The sequence below is a fragment of the Gordonia malaquae genome, from assembly GCF_037148075.1.
Taxonomy (GTDB): domain Bacteria; phylum Actinomycetota; class Actinomycetes; order Mycobacteriales; family Mycobacteriaceae; genus Gordonia; species Gordonia malaquae.
Genome location: NZ_JBBCUB010000002.1, coordinates 643,384 through 659,777 on the forward strand (window position 1 = coordinate 643,384; position 16,394 = coordinate 659,777).

Annotated in this window: 17 protein-coding genes; 3 read left to right on the top strand and 14 right to left on the bottom strand. The window is 66.8% G+C overall.

What is annotated here, in order from left to right; genetic code table 11:
• Positions 1-59 precede the first annotated feature (59 nt).
• The 5 genes from WFK36_RS10075 to pgsA all read right to left on the bottom strand — a co-directional run bounded on the left by WFK36_RS10075 (position 60) and on the right by pgsA (position 3,330).
• Positions 60-254 (bottom strand): DUF3046 domain-containing protein, encoded by a 195-nt coding sequence (locus WFK36_RS10075; protein WP_008379281.1) that lies wholly within the window; start codon positions 252-254, stop codon positions 60-62.
• Positions 245-1,414, bottom strand: coding sequence for a glycosyltransferase (locus WFK36_RS10080; RefSeq protein ID WP_336791528.1), 1,170 nt, complete (start codon positions 1,412-1,414; stop codon positions 245-247). The genes WFK36_RS10075 and WFK36_RS10080 overlap by 10 nt, the downstream gene beginning before the upstream one ends.
• A gap of 14 nt (positions 1,415-1,428) precedes the next feature.
• Positions 1,429-2,235, bottom strand: coding sequence for a PspA/IM30 family protein (locus tag WFK36_RS10085; protein WP_008379283.1), 807 nt, complete (start codon positions 2,233-2,235; stop codon positions 1,429-1,431).
• Positions 2,236-2,291: 56 nt separating this feature from the next.
• Positions 2,292-2,603 (bottom strand): helix-turn-helix domain-containing protein, encoded by a 312-nt coding sequence (locus tag WFK36_RS10090; RefSeq protein ID WP_008379285.1) that lies wholly within the window; start codon positions 2,601-2,603, stop codon positions 2,292-2,294.
• Between the two features lie 121 nt (positions 2,604-2,724).
• Complete coding sequence (gene pgsA, locus WFK36_RS10095) at positions 2,725-3,330, bottom strand: CDP-diacylglycerol--glycerol-3-phosphate 3-phosphatidyltransferase (RefSeq protein WP_040520022.1); 606 nt, start codon at positions 3,328-3,330, stop codon at positions 2,725-2,727.
• Between the two features lie 75 nt (positions 3,331-3,405).
• On the opposite strand from pgsA, the gene WFK36_RS10100 reads away from it, so the two are divergent.
• Positions 3,406-3,939: an amino-acid N-acetyltransferase gene (locus WFK36_RS10100; RefSeq protein ID WP_052005401.1), complete on the top strand. Its 534-nt coding sequence runs from the start codon at positions 3,406-3,408 to the stop codon at positions 3,937-3,939.
• Between the two features lie 16 nt (positions 3,940-3,955).
• Positions 3,956-4,234 (top strand): YciI family protein, encoded by a 279-nt coding sequence (locus WFK36_RS10105; RefSeq protein WP_008379289.1) that lies wholly within the window; start codon positions 3,956-3,958, stop codon positions 4,232-4,234.
• Between the two features lie 4 nt (positions 4,235-4,238).
• Here the strand turns inward: WFK36_RS10105 and WFK36_RS10110 are convergent, their stop codons facing one another.
• The 8 genes from WFK36_RS10110 to WFK36_RS10145 form a co-directional block, all read right to left on the bottom strand.
• The gene (locus tag WFK36_RS10110; protein WP_336791529.1) at positions 4,239-4,940 is read right to left on the bottom strand and encodes a hypothetical protein; all 702 of its coding nucleotides are present in this window, start codon (positions 4,938-4,940) and stop codon (positions 4,239-4,241) included.
• Between the two features lie 83 nt (positions 4,941-5,023).
• Entirely contained in the window at positions 5,024-6,007 is a 984-nt protein-coding gene (locus WFK36_RS10115; RefSeq protein ID WP_336791530.1) for a TerC family protein, read from the bottom strand.
• Between the two features lie 174 nt (positions 6,008-6,181).
• Positions 6,182-8,992 carry an FtsK/SpoIIIE family DNA translocase gene (locus tag WFK36_RS10120; RefSeq protein ID WP_336791531.1) on the bottom strand — a complete coding sequence of 937 codons (2,811 nt, stop codon included), beginning with the start codon at positions 8,990-8,992 and terminating at the stop codon, positions 6,182-6,184.
• Positions 8,993-9,089: 97 nt separating this feature from the next.
• Positions 9,090-9,722 carry a TIGR03085 family metal-binding protein gene (locus WFK36_RS10125; protein WP_008379293.1) on the bottom strand — a complete coding sequence of 211 codons (633 nt, stop codon included), beginning with the start codon at positions 9,720-9,722 and terminating at the stop codon, positions 9,090-9,092.
• 2 nt (positions 9,723-9,724) lie between these two features.
• On the bottom strand, positions 9,725-11,539 hold the full coding sequence (locus WFK36_RS10130) for a ribonuclease J (RefSeq protein ID WP_336791532.1): 1,815 nt from the start codon (positions 11,537-11,539) through the stop codon (positions 9,725-9,727).
• Between the two features lies 1 nt (position 11,540).
• Entirely contained in the window at positions 11,541-12,443 is a 903-nt protein-coding gene (dapA, locus tag WFK36_RS10135; protein WP_336791533.1) for a 4-hydroxy-tetrahydrodipicolinate synthase, read from the bottom strand.
• A gap of 38 nt (positions 12,444-12,481) precedes the next feature.
• Entirely contained in the window at positions 12,482-13,234 is a 753-nt protein-coding gene (gene thyX / locus WFK36_RS10140; RefSeq protein ID WP_336791534.1) for an FAD-dependent thymidylate synthase, read from the bottom strand.
• Between the two features lie 84 nt (positions 13,235-13,318).
• Entirely contained in the window at positions 13,319-14,554 is a 1,236-nt protein-coding gene (locus tag WFK36_RS10145) for an esterase/lipase family protein (protein WP_336791535.1), read from the bottom strand.
• A 78-nt stretch (positions 14,555-14,632) separates the two neighbouring features.
• On the opposite strand from WFK36_RS10145, the gene WFK36_RS10150 reads away from it, so the two are divergent.
• A complete protein-coding gene (locus WFK36_RS10150; RefSeq protein WP_336791930.1) occupies positions 14,633-15,460 on the top strand; it encodes a tyrosine-protein phosphatase in 828 nt (275 codons plus the stop codon).
• Between the two features lie 163 nt (positions 15,461-15,623).
• On the opposite strand, the gene WFK36_RS10155 is transcribed toward WFK36_RS10150, so the two are convergent.
• Complete coding sequence (locus WFK36_RS10155; RefSeq protein WP_008382228.1) at positions 15,624-16,394, bottom strand: HAD-IIB family hydrolase; 771 nt, start codon at positions 16,392-16,394, stop codon at positions 15,624-15,626.

Consider the following 16,394-nt stretch of genomic DNA (forward strand, 5'->3'; position numbering starts at 1 on the left):
AGTCTAGCGAACAGATGTTCGACTGCAAGCGACACGCCCGAACATCGTGTGATGGAACCTCACCAGCGTTCCGGTGGGACCTCGAAGTCGCGGCAGAGTGCACGCCACACGTCGCGCGGATCCACGCCGTCGGCGATGGCCTGGGCGCCCGTGCGGCCGCCCAGTTCGATGAGCACGTGGTCGACGAGCATCGCATCTGACCGCAGACGTCCGAACTCGATCCCGACCATCTCGTTGAATTCTGTCAGACGCATGTCAAGGGCGCTTTCGTGAGGATTCTGCGAACGATCGGGACGGGATCGACGGTCGCGGCCACTCCCGCCCCGATCCGCCGAGCGTTGTCGGTGTACGAGGGATCGTCGAGTACCTGCTTCACGGCGGCGGCTATCGCAGCCGGGGTCGCCGGTCTGACGATGACACCCGCTCCGGCGCGCGACACTCGATTCGCCAGTTCCCACTGATCGCCGCCACCCGGGACTGTCACGACAGGCACTCCGGCGAGCAGGGCCTTGGCGAGCATCCCGTGTCCGGCGCCGCAGACAGCGACCGCGGCATCGGCGAGGACCTCGTCCTGACGAGCCGTTCCGGCGACGAGCGCGGACGGCGCCCGAACGTCCGCCGGGGGCGGCGTGAGGGCCGAGTACACCACGCGCAGCGGACGTTCTACGGATAGATCGGAGAGGCCTTCCAACGCCGCGGCGCCCAGGTCGGCTTCGCCGGACCGTGCCGTCGACGGGGCGATGACGACAAGACGTCCGTCGCCGGGCGGACGATCGAACACCGCATCGGTGGGCTCGTGCAGAAGCGGTCCGATGAGGTGGGTCCGCTCGGGCCAGTCGGGACGGTGCACTTCCAGGCCCGGCAGGGTCGCGACGAAGCGAGCCGCTGGCCGTGGCGCCGGAGGAAGCATGATTCCGCGTCGAGCGACCGCTGTGGCGCGCTCCCCGGACGCGACCGCACGGGCGCTCATCGACCGCAACACCGTGTCACGTAGACGCGTGGTCACAGTGGTTCCGGCCGCCATTCCGGCTCCGATCGGTGGAAGCCCGCACGACTGCTCGTACAACGGGTGCGGCGACAGTTCGATCCACGGGACGCCGAGCAGTTCGGCGGCCCATCCGCCTGCGCGGGTGATCACGTCGCTGACCACCAGATCGACACCGGACTCGGCGAGTTCAGGCGCCAGCGCGAGCGCCATGCGGGCGGCACGCGCGCTGAGTTTGGCGCCCGCATCGTCGTCGTCCTCCCCCGGCAGTGCGGCGAGGCCGGGCAGTTCCCGGACGCTCGCCCCGGAACGCGACTCCTCGGACACCCATCTACCACCGGTGTAGACGATCACCTCGTCGCCTGCGGCGACCAGCTTCGATGCGAGTCCGAGCGCAGGGAAGGCGTGGCCGGCGTCAGAGCCGGCCACCACCGCGATCCGGGTCAGTGCTTCTCCGTGTCCACAGCAGGTGCGGCGGGAGCGGGAGCAACCTGGCCTGCGGCCGGCGCAGTGCCTGCGGTGAGCGATCCGCCGTTCATGCTGGCGCGGATCTGCTCGAGACGGGCGTGGCCCGCGAGCTGGACGCCTGCGGCTTCGACTTCTGCCATGCGGCCTGCGACAGATCCCTTGGCCAGTTCCGCGGATCCGAGAGCGTTCGCGTAGCGGCGTTCGATCTTGTCCCGCACCTGGTCGAGGCTGGGGGTGTTGCCCGGCGCGGCGAGCTCACTCATGCTGTTGAGCGAAGCGCTGACCTGCTCCTGCATCTTCGCCTGCTCGAGCTGGCTGAGCAGCTTGGACCGCTCGGCGAGCTTCTGCTGCAGGGCCATCGCATTGCGTTCGACGGCCTGCTTGGCCTGTGCGGCCGCGGTCAGCGACTGGTCGTGCAGCACCTTGAGGTCTTCGACGTTCTGCTCTGCGGTCACCAGCTGCGCGGCGAACGCCTCGGCGGCGTTCGTGTACTCCGCAGCCTTCGCGGCGTCGCCCGCGGTGGCGGCCTGATCGGCGAGAGTGAGCGCCTGACGGGCGTTGCCCTGCAACTTCTCGATCTCCTCGAGCTGGCGGTTCAGTCGCATCTCCAGCTGGCGCTGGTTGCCGATCACAGCGGCTGCCTGCTGCGACAGCGCCTGGTGCTGCCGCTGTGCGTCTTCGATGGCCTGCTGGATCTGGACCTTCGGGTCGGCGTGCTCGTCGATCTTGGAGTTGCCCAGAGCCATCATGTAGTTCCAGAACTTCACGAAGGGGTTCGCCATTGCCTAGTTCCTAACGAGTTTCGATGCGGGAGAAGTTGCTCGGATGAATGCGTGTTTCAGGCCGCGGCAAGCGCAGCTGCAGCGTCACCCTGCGGTGCGATGACCTCGACGAGTGCGTCGGTCTGCAGGGTCGCGACCGGCGCCATGGCACCCGCCACATCGCGCAGCACGTCGCTGATCTCGACCTCGAGTGCGACACAGATCGATGCGAGCAGTTCGCTCGACGCCTCCTTCTGCCCGCGTTCCACCTCGGACAAGTAGCCGAGGCTGACGCGCGCATCGGTCGACACGTCGCGCAGTGTTCGGCCCTGGCCGGTCCGCACACGGCGCAACTGATCGCCGATCGCCTCACGCAGCAGCACTGTCACGTGTACTCCTCCCGCACTCTCAGGTCGCGAAATCATTCTCACAAGCCGTGTCGACGACACTATCCGAATTTACCAACGCTCGTCGCCGCCGCGGTGTTCCTCGTCGGCCGTCGGACCGACCTCATGCCGACGCCGACCCCGACTTGCGGAGCCGGATCGCCTGCCACACGTAATCCAGCCCGGTGACGACAGTCGCCACGACCGCGGCGACCATCACGACCCAGCCGACGGTGTGCAGCGCTCCGACGTCCGGGAGCGTGAACAAGCCGATCGCCACCGCCTGCAGCAGTGTCTTCAGCTTGCCGCCCCGGCTCGCTGCGATGACGCCGTGCCTGATGACCCAGAACCGCAGCAGTGTCACACCGATCTCGCGGGCGAGGATAACGATCGTCACCCACCACGGAAGGACGCCGAGAATGGAGAGTCCGAGGAGAGCTGCGCCGATCAACGCCTTGTCGGCAATCGGGTCGGCCATCTTGCCGAAATCCGTCACCAGATTCCATCCACGGGCGATCCGGCCGTCCACCTGATCGGTGATGGCCGCGACCGCGAAGATGACGAACGCCGTGATGCGCCATATCGTCGATTCTCCCGAATCGATGAACAACGCCGCCACGAACACCGGCACCAGCACGATGCGGAACATCGTCAACGCGTTCGCGACATTGATCACCGGCGGCACCGCCGACGCATGATCACCGTCGACACGGCGCACTGGTTCAGTCACGGACGTAAGCCTATCGGCACGCCGTCCGGCGACCGCTGCCGGGCAGACGCATACCTGCGACTATTCTTGTTTTCCATGTCGCACCAGCAGCCGCCGCCACGTCCCGACGGGTCGTCGGAGGTCGTCGTGCGTCGAGCCCGGACCTCGGACGTTCCCCGGATCAAAGAGCTGATCGACGTCTACGCGGGCAAGATCCTGCTGGAGAAGAACCTCGTCACCCTGTACGAGGCGGTCCAGGAGTTCTGGGTGGCGCAGATCGACGACACCGTCGTCGGGTGCGGGGCCCTGCACGTCCTGTGGTCCGACCTCGGCGAGGTGCGCACCGTCGCGGTCGCCAAGGAGTGCTCGGGCCGCGGCGTGGGTCACCGAGTGGTCGCCAGACTGATGGACGAGGCGCGCAGCCTCGGCCTCCAGCGTGTGTTCGTCCTGACGTTCGAGACGACCTTCTTCGGCCGACACGGCTTCGTCGAGATCGACGGAACCCCGGTCACAAAGGAGGTCTACGAGGAGATGACCCGGTCGTACGACACCGGTGTCGCCGAATTCCTCGACCTCAGCTTCGTCAAGCCGAACACGCTCGGCAACACCCGTATGCTCGCTCACCTTTAGACCTCAGGAGACCGAAGTGCCACTGTTCCACGTCGAGTACACCTACGCCGCCGACAAGGCCGCCGTCCGGGACGAACACCGTCCCGCTCACCGCGAGTTCCTCGGAGCCCTTCACGAGACCGGTGAACTCCAGTTCGTCGGCCCGTTCGTCGACGGCACCGGCGCGGCACTCATGGTGACCGCGGACGACGAGCAGGCCGCACGCGAATTACTCGGCCGCGACCCGTTCGCTCTTGCCGACGCTGTCGCAGCCGTCCGCGTCACGGAATGGAAGCAGGTCTTCGGACCGTTCTGACCCGTCAGCCCACCGACGATCCCCACGAGCCGTCGGAACTGCCCAGGGAACTGCCAGTCGGGGTCTTGCAGCCGCGAACCGTGATCGATCGGGGCTTCCAGAACGCCAGTGCCTGAGTCTGCGGGCCGAGGTACACGCGGTACCGGATCGTGTACGTACCGTCGCTCGTGAGCGGAGGGGCCGGGGTGACGGTTCGCAGATCGAACGTGACCTTCGTGGTGTACGGCGTCGTCAGAGCCGCGGCGTTGAAGTTCGTATAGACGCCGCCGTACCCGTACCGCTGCTCAGCTGGGAAGTCGGCAGGCACGGCGCTGCGCAAGGATCCGAGGTTCGCCGCTGCGGCCTCGTCGTTCGGCGGCGTGTACCGCCCCACCGCCTCCTTCGCGCCGGCGATCAGCCGCCACGGTGCCGGCAAGGGATTCGGGTAACCGGGATTCCTGTTGTAGCCACTGATCAATTCGGCGTCGGTGGGCGCCCACGGCTGGTCCTCCTGAGCGAACCAGTAGTCCAGCGTGTACCAGTTGTGGGCATTGGTGTAGTTCTTCATCGTCAAGGTAACCGTGCACCGCCAGTCGTCGGTGGCGGCTGCCACCCGGATACCTGATCCGGCAGTCGGCTCCGCGTGAGTGACGGCCGGTACAGCAGTCGCGGTCGCCGCAAGGGCGAACGCGGCGACCGCGATGCAGCGCAGACGAGTGAACTTCATGAGGAGCCTCCTGGTGGGTCGTCCACCAGGAAGCTACGCCCTCCTTGATCCGACCGTCGCGGAGTCGGAGCGGATTCGTCTGATCAGACCGACGCGTCGCGTCGCTTGGACACGACCAGACTCGCCACGGTGGTCACCAGCAGGGTGCCGCCGATCACCGCCAGCGAGAGCGGAGTCGAGATCTCCGGGACGTGCACCGACTCGCCGCCGTTGATGAAGCCGAGAGTGTTCTCGTGCAGTGCGTGCAGCACCAGCTTCACGCCGATGAAGGCGAGGATCAACGAGAGTCCGTACGACAGGTAGATCAGCTTGTCGAGCAGTCCGCCGAGCAGGAAGTACAGCTGGCGCAGTCCCATCAGCGCGAACGCGTTGGCGGTGAACACCAGGTACGGCTCCTGGGTGAGGCCGTAGATCGCCGGGATCGAGTCGAGCGCGAAGAGCACGTCGGTGAAGCCGATGACCACCAAGACCAGCAGCAGCGGGGTGATCATGCGCTTGCCGTCGACCTTGGTGATCAGACGGTCGCCGTCGTAGGTGTCAGAGGTCCGGAAGAACTTCTTGACCATTCGTTCGAGGCGGCCTTCGCGCTCCTTCTCGTGCTCGACGGGCGCGTCGCTCTCGGTGAGCAGCTTGACGGCGGTGAGCAGCAGGAACAGCCCGAACAGGTAGAACACCCAACTGTAGGTGTTGATCGCGGCCGCGCCGACTGCGATGAACGCGCCGCGCATCACGAGCGCCATCACGATGCCGAGCAGGAGGACCTTCTGCTGGTAGATCTTCGGGACCGCGAACTTCGCCATGATGACGACGAACACGAACAGGTTGTCGACCGACAGCGCCTTCTCCGTGACGTACCCGGCGAAGTACTCCCCGCCGTACACTCCGCCCCACTGCCACCACACGAATCCGCCGAAGGCGATGGCGATGGCGATGTAGACAGCCGACCAGAATCCCGACTCACGGAGTGTCGGTTCGTGCGGCGTGCGGACGTGGGCGAAGAAGTCGAAGACGAAGAGCCCCAGAATCACCAACCCGGTGACGATCCAGGTGGTCAGAGAAACATGCATGAAAAAACCTCCAGCGTTCAGCTCGATTGAGCGATGCTGGAGGTCTCTCCCACCGTCACCGGAGTGACGGCGGCGCTCCGGGAGCGAGCCCGACATCCGATCGGCGGATGTCCGCGGCAAGTCCGTATTGACGGAGACGCCATAGGTAAGGGGATACTCCCCTCCTGATCACCGTCAGTCTAGCGAACCGTCGTCGGACCCGCCACCGGTGATGGATGCGATCACCCCGGCCAGGTCCTCCGGCTTCACCAGAACGTCGCGCGCCTTGGATCCCTCGCTGGGTCCGACGACCCCGCGTGTCTCCATCAGGTCCATGAGACGTCCGGCCTTCGCGAAGCCGACGCGCAGCTTGCGCTGCAGCATCGACGTCGACCCGAACTGGCTGGACACGACGAGTTCGATCGCCTGCAGCAGGTCGTCGAGATCGTTGCCGATGTCGGAGTCGATCTCCTTCTTGTCCGACGCCTTGGCGGAGGTCACGCCCTCGGTGTACTCGGGCTCCGACTGCTCCTTGGTGAACTCGACGACCGCCGAGATCTCCTCGTCGGTGATGAACGCACCCTGCATGCGGATGGGCTTGTTGGCTCCCATCGGCAGGAACAGTCCGTCGCCCATGCCGATGAGCTTCTCGGCGCCCGGCTGGTCGAGGATCACGCGGGAGTCCGTGAGCGAACTCGTCGCGAATGCCAGTCGTGACGGCACGTTCGTCTTGATCAGACCGGTCACGACGTCGACAGACGGGCGCTGGGTGGCCAAGACCAGGTGGATGCCGGCCGCACGCGCCTTCTGCGTGATGCGGACGATCGCGTCCTCCACATCGCGCGGCGCGGTCATCATCAGATCGGCGAGCTCGTCGACGATCGCCACGATGTAAGGGTACGGCTTGTACACGCGCTCGGAGCCCAGCGGTGTGCTGATCTCACCCGACCGCACCTTCTCGTTGAAGTCGTTGATGTGACGCACCCGGGACATCTTCATGTCCATGTAGCGCTGTTCCATCTCCTCGACGAGCCACGCGAGCGCCGCGGCGGCCTTCTTCGGCTCGGTGATGATCGGCGTGATGAGGTGCGGAACACCCTCGTACGGCGTCAACTCGACCATCTTCGGGTCGATCAGGATCATCCGGACGTCTTCGGGCGTCGCGCGGGTCAGCAGCGACACGAGCATCGAGTTGACGAAGCTCGACTTGCCCGAGCCGGTGGAACCGGCGACCAGCAGGTGCGGCATCTTCGCCAGATTGGCGCTGACGAAATCACCTTCGATGTCCTTGCCGAGGCCGATGATCAACGGGTGATCGTCACGCCTGGTGCTCGGCGCGTCGAGGACGTCGGCCAGGCGCACCATTTCGCGGTCGGAGTTGGGCACCTCGATGCCGACGGCCGACTTGCCGGGGATCGGCGCCAGCAGGCGCACGTTGTCGGTCGCCACCGCGTATGCGATGTTGCGCTGCAGCTGCGTGATCTTCTCGACCTTGACCGCGGGTCCGAGCTCGACCTCGTAGCGCGTGACAGTCGGGCCCCTGGTGTAGCCGGTGACGGCCGCGTCGACCTTGAACTGTTCGAGGACGGAGTTGATCCGGTCGATCATGTCTTCGTTGGCCGAGCTCCCCGTCTTCGGCGGGTCTCCCGCGATCAGCAGATCGGCGGGCGGTAGTTCGTAGCCGCTGTCGTTCGCACGCGGCACTGCGGGAGCGCGAGGTGCGGGCGGCGGAGTCGGCGCCGGCTCACGACGCGCGGGACGTCGACGCGGCGCGGGTTCGGCAACCGGAGCTGGCACGGGGTCCAGGTCCGCGAGCGGCCCGATCGGCTCAGTGATCTGCGTGTCGGGCAGGATCGGCTCGATCACCAGATCCGGCATATGCGCGTCACGGTCCTCCCCCGCGGTGCGCCGACCCGACACCGACGGCGACGTCCGAGACGCGCGGTCGTGTTCCGCACGACTGCTCGTTCGAGTGGGCCGTTCTCGCGTCGGCCGGTCGCCGCGTGCGCGTCGCTCCTGTGGCTGACGACGCTCGTCGGGCGGGTAGTTGTCGTACGGATCGCCGTAACCGTCGTCGGCGTCGTCGAACGAGTCGCCGATGTCGAACGGAGCCGGGTCCGGCGAGGCGTCGACATCGTCGTCTGCGATGTCGTCCTCGTACTCGTCGTAGTCGTCGTCGTAGTAATCGTCCTCGCCGTAGCGGTAGTCGCGGCCGAGTCCGAGGTACTCCTGTGCGCCGTGGATCACGTCGCGCAGCGTGCGGCCGCTGAATGCGAGCACGCCGAACGCAGCGGCCACCAGGTACACCGGAACCGACAGCCACACGGTGACCGCATCGGTGAGTGGACCGCCTACTGCGTAGCCCGCGAAGCCCGCCGCGTCGGCTCGGCCGTCGTAGTCGCGGGGTGCGCCCTGAATCAGATGCGTCATCCCGAGTACAGCGATGGAGAGCAGCACAGTGCCGCCGACATTGCGCAGAAGGCGGTCCGGGTTCGGCGCGAAACGCATCAGGCACACCGCGAGCGCCAGGTGGGCCACGGGCACCGCGTACGCGAGCGATCCGACGCAGGCCCTGATCAGGGTGTCGATGAACGCACCGACCGGTCCGAGCGCATGGAACCAGACTCCGACGGCGGCGACGACTCCGAGCAACAGAATCGCCAGCGCCACCCCGTCGCGCCGGGCCGACGGTTCGTCATCGCGGTGCGACCCGACTCGTGCGAGGTTCCCGATCCCCTTGGCGAGCATGGTCCACGCGGATGCGGCGCCGTGGCCGACAGTCACAACGACAGACGGACGATGCAGGTCCTGAGACTTGGCAGGAGTGCGCGGCGCCTGCCGACCCGCGGGCACCTTGCGTGCGCGCGACTGCGGCTGCCCGCCGCGACCCTTCTGTGCACGATCCTTCTGCGGTTGCCGATTGCTTGCGGGCTTCCGGCTCGCAGCCGCCCGAGGCGTGGAGGTGCCGGCAGCCGCACGTCGACGCGTGGTTGCTTGAGAAGCCATGGGTCCAGACTAGTGCCCCTGCGTCACAACAGTCACACCCGCAACACCGGAACGGCACAGGTCGTGTTCTTTTCGTGACGTTGAGGCCTCGCCGGCGTCAGACGGACCGTTCGCTCTTCCGGACGGCGTCGACCGCAGCCTGCGGTCCGGTCACCGTCACGTCGACGGGCGCGCGACCGAATGCGAAGAGCAGCAATTCGCCGACCGAGCCGGTCACGGCGACCGATTCCCCACGACCGACGGTCAACAGTTCCCGCCCGTCCGGCGACCCGAGGGTCACTCTCGCAGGCGCCTTCGCCAGCGTGAGACGTCCCACCAGCGACAGCGGAGTCTCCAGCGCCCGGTTCATCGCCGACGACAGTTTCCGCGGCAGGAACGGGCCCGTGGGGTCCGCTCCCCCGCGCAGCAGATCCTCGTGATGGACGAACATCTCAGCGAGGTTGAGCACCGAGTCGAGCGGCCGGAACGGCGAGTACCAGGGCGGACCGTCGAGCACCGTCCGCATCAGCACCGGCCACGGCTTCGCCGCATACGACGCCTCGACCGACCGAGCGTGCCCGGACAGCGGAGGAAGGATCATCGCGGCCGCGGCGTCGAGGCGTCGCTCCCGGATGGCGAGGTGGACGGCCAGGTCACGGGCCGTCCAACCCTCACACATCGTCGGAGCGTCGGGACCGACGTTCCGGAGCGTCGCGACGAGAGCCGCGCGTTCGTCTCGGGCGAGGGACACCGCTAGTCGTCCCCGACGGCGATCACGGTCGGCACGATCATCGGTCGGCGGCGGTACTTGCCCGCCACCCAGCGGCCGACCACTCGGCGGACTGCCTGTGCGATCCGGTGCGTGTCGGTGACGCCTTCGTTGGCGAGTTCGGTGAGCGTCTTCTCCACCAGCACGACGGCCTCGGCGAGCGCTGTCGGGTCGTCGGAGAAGCCTCGGCCGTCCACCTTCGGGGCGCTGACCGCGACACCGGTCGTGGTGTCGACGGCGACGGAGATCGAGATGAATCCGCCCTCACCGAGAACGAGGCGATCGGACAGTGTGGAGTCACCGACGTCGCCGACGGACAGACCGTCGACGTAGACGTGACCCACCGGCACCCGGCCGGTGATCTGCGCGCGACCGTCGACGAGGTCGACCACCACGCCGTCCTCTGCCAACACGATGCGGTCGGAGGGCACGCCCGTGGCCTCGGCGAGTGCCGCGTTGGCGCGCAGGTGCCGCCATTCCCCGTGAACCGGCATCGCGTTGGACGGCCGGACCGCGTTGTACAGGTACAGCAGTTCGCCCGCGGACGCGTGGCCCGACACGTGAACCTTGGCGCTGGCCTGCGTGATGACGGTTGCGCCGCGCTTCGCAAGCCCGTTGACCACGGCGAACACCGAGTTCTCGTTGCCGGGGATCAACGACGACGCGAGGACGACGAGGTCGTCGGCGCGAACGTTGATCTGGCGGTGCTCACCGCGAGCCATCCGCGACAGCGCAGACAGCGGCTCTCCCTGCGAGCCGGTCGAGATCAGGACGAGGCGGTGGTCGGGCAAGGTGGCGGCCGTGTCCATGTCGACGACGACACCCTCGGGCACCGACAGGTAGCCGAGATCCTGCGCGATCTGCATGTTGCGGACCATCGAACGACCCACGAACGTGACGCGGCGGCCGTGGCGGTGCGCGACGTCGACGATCTGCTGGATGCGGTGGACGTGACTCGCGAACGACGCGACGATGACGCGCTGTTTGGCCTTGCCGATCACGTTGTCGAGCACTCCGCCGATGTCGCGCTCGGGCGTCACGAATCCCGGAACTTCGGCGTTGGTGGAGTCGACGAGGAAGAGATCGACACCCTCGTCGCCGAGTCGCGAGAAGCCCGCGAGGTCGGTGAGGCGGCCGTCGAGCGGCAGCTGATCGAGCTTGATGTCGCCGGTGTGCAGCACGAGGCCTGCGGGAGTGCGGATCGCGACGGCCACGGCGTCCGGGATCGAGTGGTTGACTGCGAAGAACTCGCAGTCGAAGGCGCCGAAGTCCTGGCGGTCGCCCTCGGCGACCTGGATGAGCTTCGGCCGCAGACGGTGCTCGCGGCATTTCGCGGCGACCAGTGCCAGGGTGAATCGCGAACCGACGACGGGGATGTCGGAGCGGAGCTTCAGCAGGAAGGGAACGGCGCCGATGTGATCCTCGTGGCCGTGTGTCAGCACGACGGCCTCGATGTCGTCGGTGCGTCCCTCGAGGTAACTGAAGTCGGGAAGGATCAAGTCGACGCCCGGCTGCTGGTCTTCGGGGAAGAGCACACCGCAGTCGACGATGAGCAGCTTGCCGTCGTACTCGAAGACCGTCATGTTACGGCCGATCTCGCCGATGCCGCCGAGTGCGACAACGCGGAGGCCACCCTTGACCAGTGGCTTCGGCGCGGTCAGGCGGTCGATGATGTCGCCGGTGACCCCGATGCCCGTCGCCTCGGGAACGGCGGGGCCGGTCTTCTTCGTGGGCTTCTGGGTCTCGCTCGGCGGTCCTGCCGGACGTCCGGCGCGACGACGACGCTGTGAGCCTGCCATGTCAGATCACCTCCGCGGTGCGCAGATCATTGATGAGCGCCTCGATCTGCGGGCCGTCCGCGGCCACCTGAGGCAGTCGCGGGTCGCCGACGTCGAGGCCGGTGATCCGTAGTGCGGCCTTGACCATCGTCACTCCGCCGAGCCGACCCATCGCGTCGACCAGCGGCGCCATCGAGCGGGTGAGCGAACGAGCTCGGTCGAGGTCGCCTGCCGCCGCCGCGTCACGCAGAGCAGCGAGCCGGTCCGGGACCAGGTGGCCGATCACACTGACGAATCCGGAGGCGCCGACCGACAGCCACGGCAAGTTGATGCCGTCGTCGCCGGACAGGAACTCGAGGTCGGTCTGCGCCATGATCGTCGCGCCGGCGTGCAAGTCTCCCTTGGCGTCCTTCACGGCCTTGATATTGGGATGCTCGGCCAGACGCAGGATCGTCTCGGTCTCAATCGGGACCACCGATCGCGGCGGGATGTCGTAGAGCATCACCGGCAGGTCGGTGGCGTCCGCGACGGCGGTGAAGTGCGCGTACACGCCTGCCTGCGGCGGCTTGCTGTAGTACGGGGTCACGATGAGCAGTCCGTGCGCACCGATCTCTGCGGCGTCGCGACAGCGGCGGATGGTCTCGGCGGTGTCGTAGCTGCCTGCGCCCTGGACGACGCGGGCGCGGTCGCCGACGGCGTCGAGGACGACCTTGAGGAGATCGGTCTTCTCGGGAACGGTGGTCGTCGGAGACTCTCCTGTGGTGCCGGAGACGACGAGGCCGTCACAGCCTCGCGAGACGAGTTGGTCGGCCAGTTCAGCCGCCTTGTCGAAGTCGACCTCACCCTTCGACGTGAAGGGGGTCACCATTGCCACCGAGACCGTTCCAAACGGGTGTTTCACGCGCCCTGCGTCTGCGGTTTCCATGCCGCTCAGGCTACCGCCTGGGCGGGTGCGATCGACCGTCAGCCCTCGAAAACGAAGGGTGATGTCGCGACGTGGGTTCCGTCCGCGAGTTCACCGATTTCGAAGTCTCCGAAAGCGGTCGGCGCGATGTCCGCGAGCTGCCGAAGGCATTCGACGGCGAGCTGGCGGATCTCGACGTCGGCGTGCTCGGTGGCGCGCATGCCGATGAAGTGGCGCCACGCCCGATAGTTGCCGGTCACGACGATCCGGGTCTCCGTCGCGTTCGGCAGCACCGCGCGGGCCGCCTGACGGGCCTGTTTACGTCGCAGAATCGCGTTCGGGACGTCGTCGAACTTGGCTTCGAGCTCGGTCAGGAGTTCGGTGTACGCGGCCCGCGACGCGTCGGTGGCCTTGACGAACAACTCTTCAAGGCGCTGGTCTCCCCTGATCGCGGGCGGCGCGACCACGTTGGAGTCGTGCTCGGGCACAAAGCGCTGGGAGAGCTGCGAATACGAGAAGTGTCGATGACGAATGAGTTCGTGTGTGCACGACCGGGAGATGCCGGTGATGTAGAAGGTGACGTTCGAGTGCTCGAACAGGGAGGTGTGCCCCACTTCGAGGACGTGTCGCAGGTATCCGGCGTTCGTTGCCGTACGCGGGTTCGGCTTGTCCCAGCTCTCGTAGCATGCGCGTCCGGCGAACTCGATGAGCGCTTCGCCGCCGTCGGTGTCCGTGCTCCAGTCGATGTCGGCGGGCGGCGTGAACTGCGTCGAGGCCACCAATTGCACCTTGAGCGGCACGAGTTCGGACACCGTTGGACTCCTGACAAGCGGATCTGCGGTCCGGCGAGTGCCGGACCCTGTCGCGCCATTGTCCCGCAGCGTCGGACGCAGGCATCAGCCGACCCAGTCGATCAGCGCGATCGCGACGTCTTCGTTCGCCAGCAGCGAGAAATGATGGGCGCGGTCGAGGTGTACTCCGTTTGCGGGGTCGAATCCGATCCGGCGGGCGCGATTCTCCCCACTCGCACTCGGCCGCAGGACGAGCCCGTCGCCGATGAGACGGCCGATCGGGTTACGCGGCGAGCGAGTGATCGTCGCCGACGCGAAGTAGTGATCAACGCCGGGGAGCAGCGGAATCTCCTGGGCGATCGCCGCGCCGAGTTCGTCGGGGTCGCGGTTCTCCCAGTCGGCGTCGACGAGGCTGCCTCCGCGCAGATCCCGGATGCCGGCACTCCGCCGCCGCAGCAGGGCACCGAACGACGCTGTCTCACGGAAGGCCAGCAGTGCGGCGCTGCCGTAGTGGGCGAGGCTCTCCAGCGGCGCGCCCAGGTGTGGAGTTCCGAGGCTCGCCGTGGCGGTGACGTGGCGGACCCAGCCCTGGCCGACCTGATCGGCGTGATGAACGGCGCTGCGCACCACCAGTCCGCCCATCGAGTGTCCAACGAGAATGATCTGCTCGACGTCGACGGGCCAGTCCTGGACGAGTCGGTCGAGACGCTGCGCGAGTCCGCGGCCGTTCACCGAGATGTGGCGGCCGGAGTTGTATCGGACGTGGACGGGCGTGTGGCCGAGTTCGGCGAACAGCGGTCCGTAATGCGGCCCCTCCCCGATCTCGAATGCGTGCTCGGTCTCCATCAGTCCGTGCACGAAGACGATGATCTTGCCCGTCGCCCCCGGATACGCCGCGGCGACCGCATCGTTTCCGAACTCCACCGGGGCGCCGTCCACTCGGAGCGTCACCCCACCGTCGGCGAGAACGGACCGACGGTCTGCGAGGTCGTCGCCGATGAGTCCGGCGACCGCCGCGATGACCGTGGCACCGGTTCGGGTGTGCGACGGCGGGACCGCGAGCGGCAGGTCGGCGACCGCCCCTCCGACAGTCGCCGCCGTGCCGGTGCTTGCTCGAATCGCCGAGTAGACACCGTCGGTGATCGCGTCGTGCACCGTCTTGACCGGATCGGACGCTCGGCCCGCGACCAGTCCGACGCAGCGGAACACTCGGTCGGAGATACCGCGGTGAGTCCGGTGCACGCCACCGACCGCGACCCCGATCTCGGTGAATGCGAGGTCGGTGAGCGCACGGACTTCGTCGGTGCGAACGTCGGAGAGCGTGTCGTGAACTGCGGTCATGAGAATTGAGTGTACATGCGTTCACTCACATTGTCTGCGGGAACCGTTGCCCTGCGCGGGTCACGGATCAGGTGCATCATGATCGTCGTGAACACTTTCTCCCTCCGTCGTCGTACCGCGGCGATCGCGTTGTCCACCTCGCTTCTCGCAGCACCTGCTGCCGCGACGGTTGTCGTCTCGCCCGCGTCGGCGGCTCCGGGCGCGAACCCGGCATTGTCGGCGGCGGTCTTCACACCCGGCCGTGAGATCGGACTGACCGGAACACAGAACACTCGTACTCTCGACGGCTACCGAGGGCTCGGCGGCAAGCACGTCGACGACCTCGTCTTGCGCAGCGACAATCTCTCGAAGATCACCGCAGCCGATACGCGCAAGCTCACCAAGCGTCACGTCACGACCATCGTCGATCTGCGCACTGGACTCGAGAAGCGTTTCCAGGCCAACCGACCCGTTCCCGGCGCCCGCACGGTGAACGCCGACGTCCTCGGCGGACTGCCGCCGATCGCTCTCGTCGACCTGAAGCAGGCCTACGCGGCTTTTGTCACCGACAAGCAGGCCCGCACCGAGATCCGCCGTGCGCTCCTCGCGATCAAATCGACGGCCGCACATGGACAGACGACGCTGTTCCACTGCTCAGCGGGCAAGGACCGCACCGGCTGGGTGTCCGCGACGCTGCTCACGATCCTCGGCGTCGACCGCGGAACCATCAAGGCCGACTTCCTCGCGTCGAACCGATTCCGTCACGCATCGCCGAACGACGTCCTCAACGGTGTCAACATCGGTCTGCTGAACACATCCTTCGCGGCGGCGAACCGCAAGTACGGCTCGATGGACGGCTACATCCGCAAGGGTCTGCGCCTGACCGACGCCGACATCAACTCTCTCCGCGCCAGCCTCCTGCGCTGACCGGACCGTCCATTCGACTCGCTCCGCTCGCTCAAGGAGCAGTGGGAAGCACGTTGGCCCACTGCTCCTTGAGCGAGCTTGGTCCTACTGCTCCTTGAGCGAGCTTTGTCCTACTGCTCCTTGAGCGAGCTTGCGAGTCGAAAGGCCCGCGACCCAACTGAACTCAGCCGCGTACGACAGCCCCGAGCTTGGTGTATGTGTCTTCCCAGCCGTGGACGTGGACCGAGTCGATGCCGAGGTCGGCGACGGGGCGGTCGTTGCCGCCGTCGTCGAGGCGGTCGCCGAAGAAGAGAATGTCGTCGATGCCCAGCCCGAGAATCTCCATGAGACGACGCGCGCCGAACGCCTTGTCGATGCCCTTCGCGGTGATGTCGACGGACGTCGACCCCCCGCTGCGGACTTCGAGTTCGGGCAGGCGCGCCGCGGCGTAAGCGCGCAGCGACTCCTTCTTGCGGCCGTCCGGATCCCATGCCGCCTTCGCGTCGACAGGGGCCGACTGGCCGAGCGCGGAGAAGGTGACCTGGCTGCCGCGGTCTTCGAGGATCGGGCCCCACGTCTTGGACTCCCACAGACCGAGTTCGCGAGCCCCCTCTTCGACGACTGCCATTGCGAGCGACTTCTGCTCCTCGGAGAGGTCTTCGGCGTAGACGGTCTCCCAGTCGTCGCCTGACCAGCGGACGTAGCGGGTGCCGTTGGTGGGCATCAGGTGCAGGTTCGCTTTGTCGGGGAAGTCGCCGAGTCGGTCGAGGACCTGTGACTGGAACTGGCCGTATTGTCCGCCGGAGATGATGCATCCCAGGCTCGTCGCCAGCAGTTCGCGGAACAGTTCGACCATCTCGTCGCTCATCGCAGTCTTCGACGGCGCGAGCGTGTCGTCGAGATCGAACATGACGAGCTTGTACGACTTACCGTCGCGAGTGACTCCATCAACCAT

What these genes read in the sequence shown, in the direction of transcription:
- WFK36_RS10075 (WP_008379281.1), bottom strand. Translation starts at nt 254, where the DNA reads ATGCGTCTGACAGAATTCAACGAGATGGTCGGGATCGAGTTCGGACGT.
- WFK36_RS10085 (WP_008379283.1), bottom strand. Translation starts at nt 2,235, where the DNA reads ATGGCGAACCCCTTCGTGAAGTTCTGGAACTACATGATGGCTCTGGGC.
- WFK36_RS10100 (WP_052005401.1), top strand. Translation starts at nt 3,406, where the DNA reads ATGTCGCACCAGCAGCCGCCGCCACGTCCCGACGGGTCGTCGGAGGTC.
- WFK36_RS10110 (WP_336791529.1), bottom strand. Translation starts at nt 4,940, where the DNA reads ATGAAGTTCACTCGTCTGCGCTGCATCGCGGTCGCCGCGTTCGCCCTT.
- WFK36_RS10115 (WP_336791530.1), bottom strand. Translation starts at nt 6,007, where the DNA reads ATGCATGTTTCTCTGACCACCTGGATCGTCACCGGGTTGGTGATTCTG.
- WFK36_RS10120 (WP_336791531.1), bottom strand. Translation starts at nt 8,992, where the DNA reads ATGGCTTCTCAAGCAACCACGCGTCGACGTGCGGCTGCCGGCACCTCC.
- WFK36_RS10130 (WP_336791532.1), bottom strand. Translation starts at nt 11,539, where the DNA reads ATGGCAGGCTCACAGCGTCGTCGTCGCGCCGGACGTCCGGCAGGACCG.
- dapA (WP_336791533.1), bottom strand. Translation starts at nt 12,443, where the DNA reads ATGGAAACCGCAGACGCAGGGCGCGTGAAACACCCGTTTGGAACGGTC.
- WFK36_RS10145 (WP_336791535.1), bottom strand. Translation starts at nt 14,554, where the DNA reads ATGACCGCAGTTCACGACACGCTCTCCGACGTTCGCACCGACGAAGTC.
- WFK36_RS10150 (WP_336791930.1), top strand. Translation starts at nt 14,633, where the DNA reads ATGATCGTCGTGAACACTTTCTCCCTCCGTCGTCGTACCGCGGCGATC.
- WFK36_RS10155 (WP_008382228.1), bottom strand. Translation starts at nt 16,394, where the DNA reads ATGGTTGATGGAGTCACTCGCGACGGTAAGTCGTACAAGCTCGTCATG.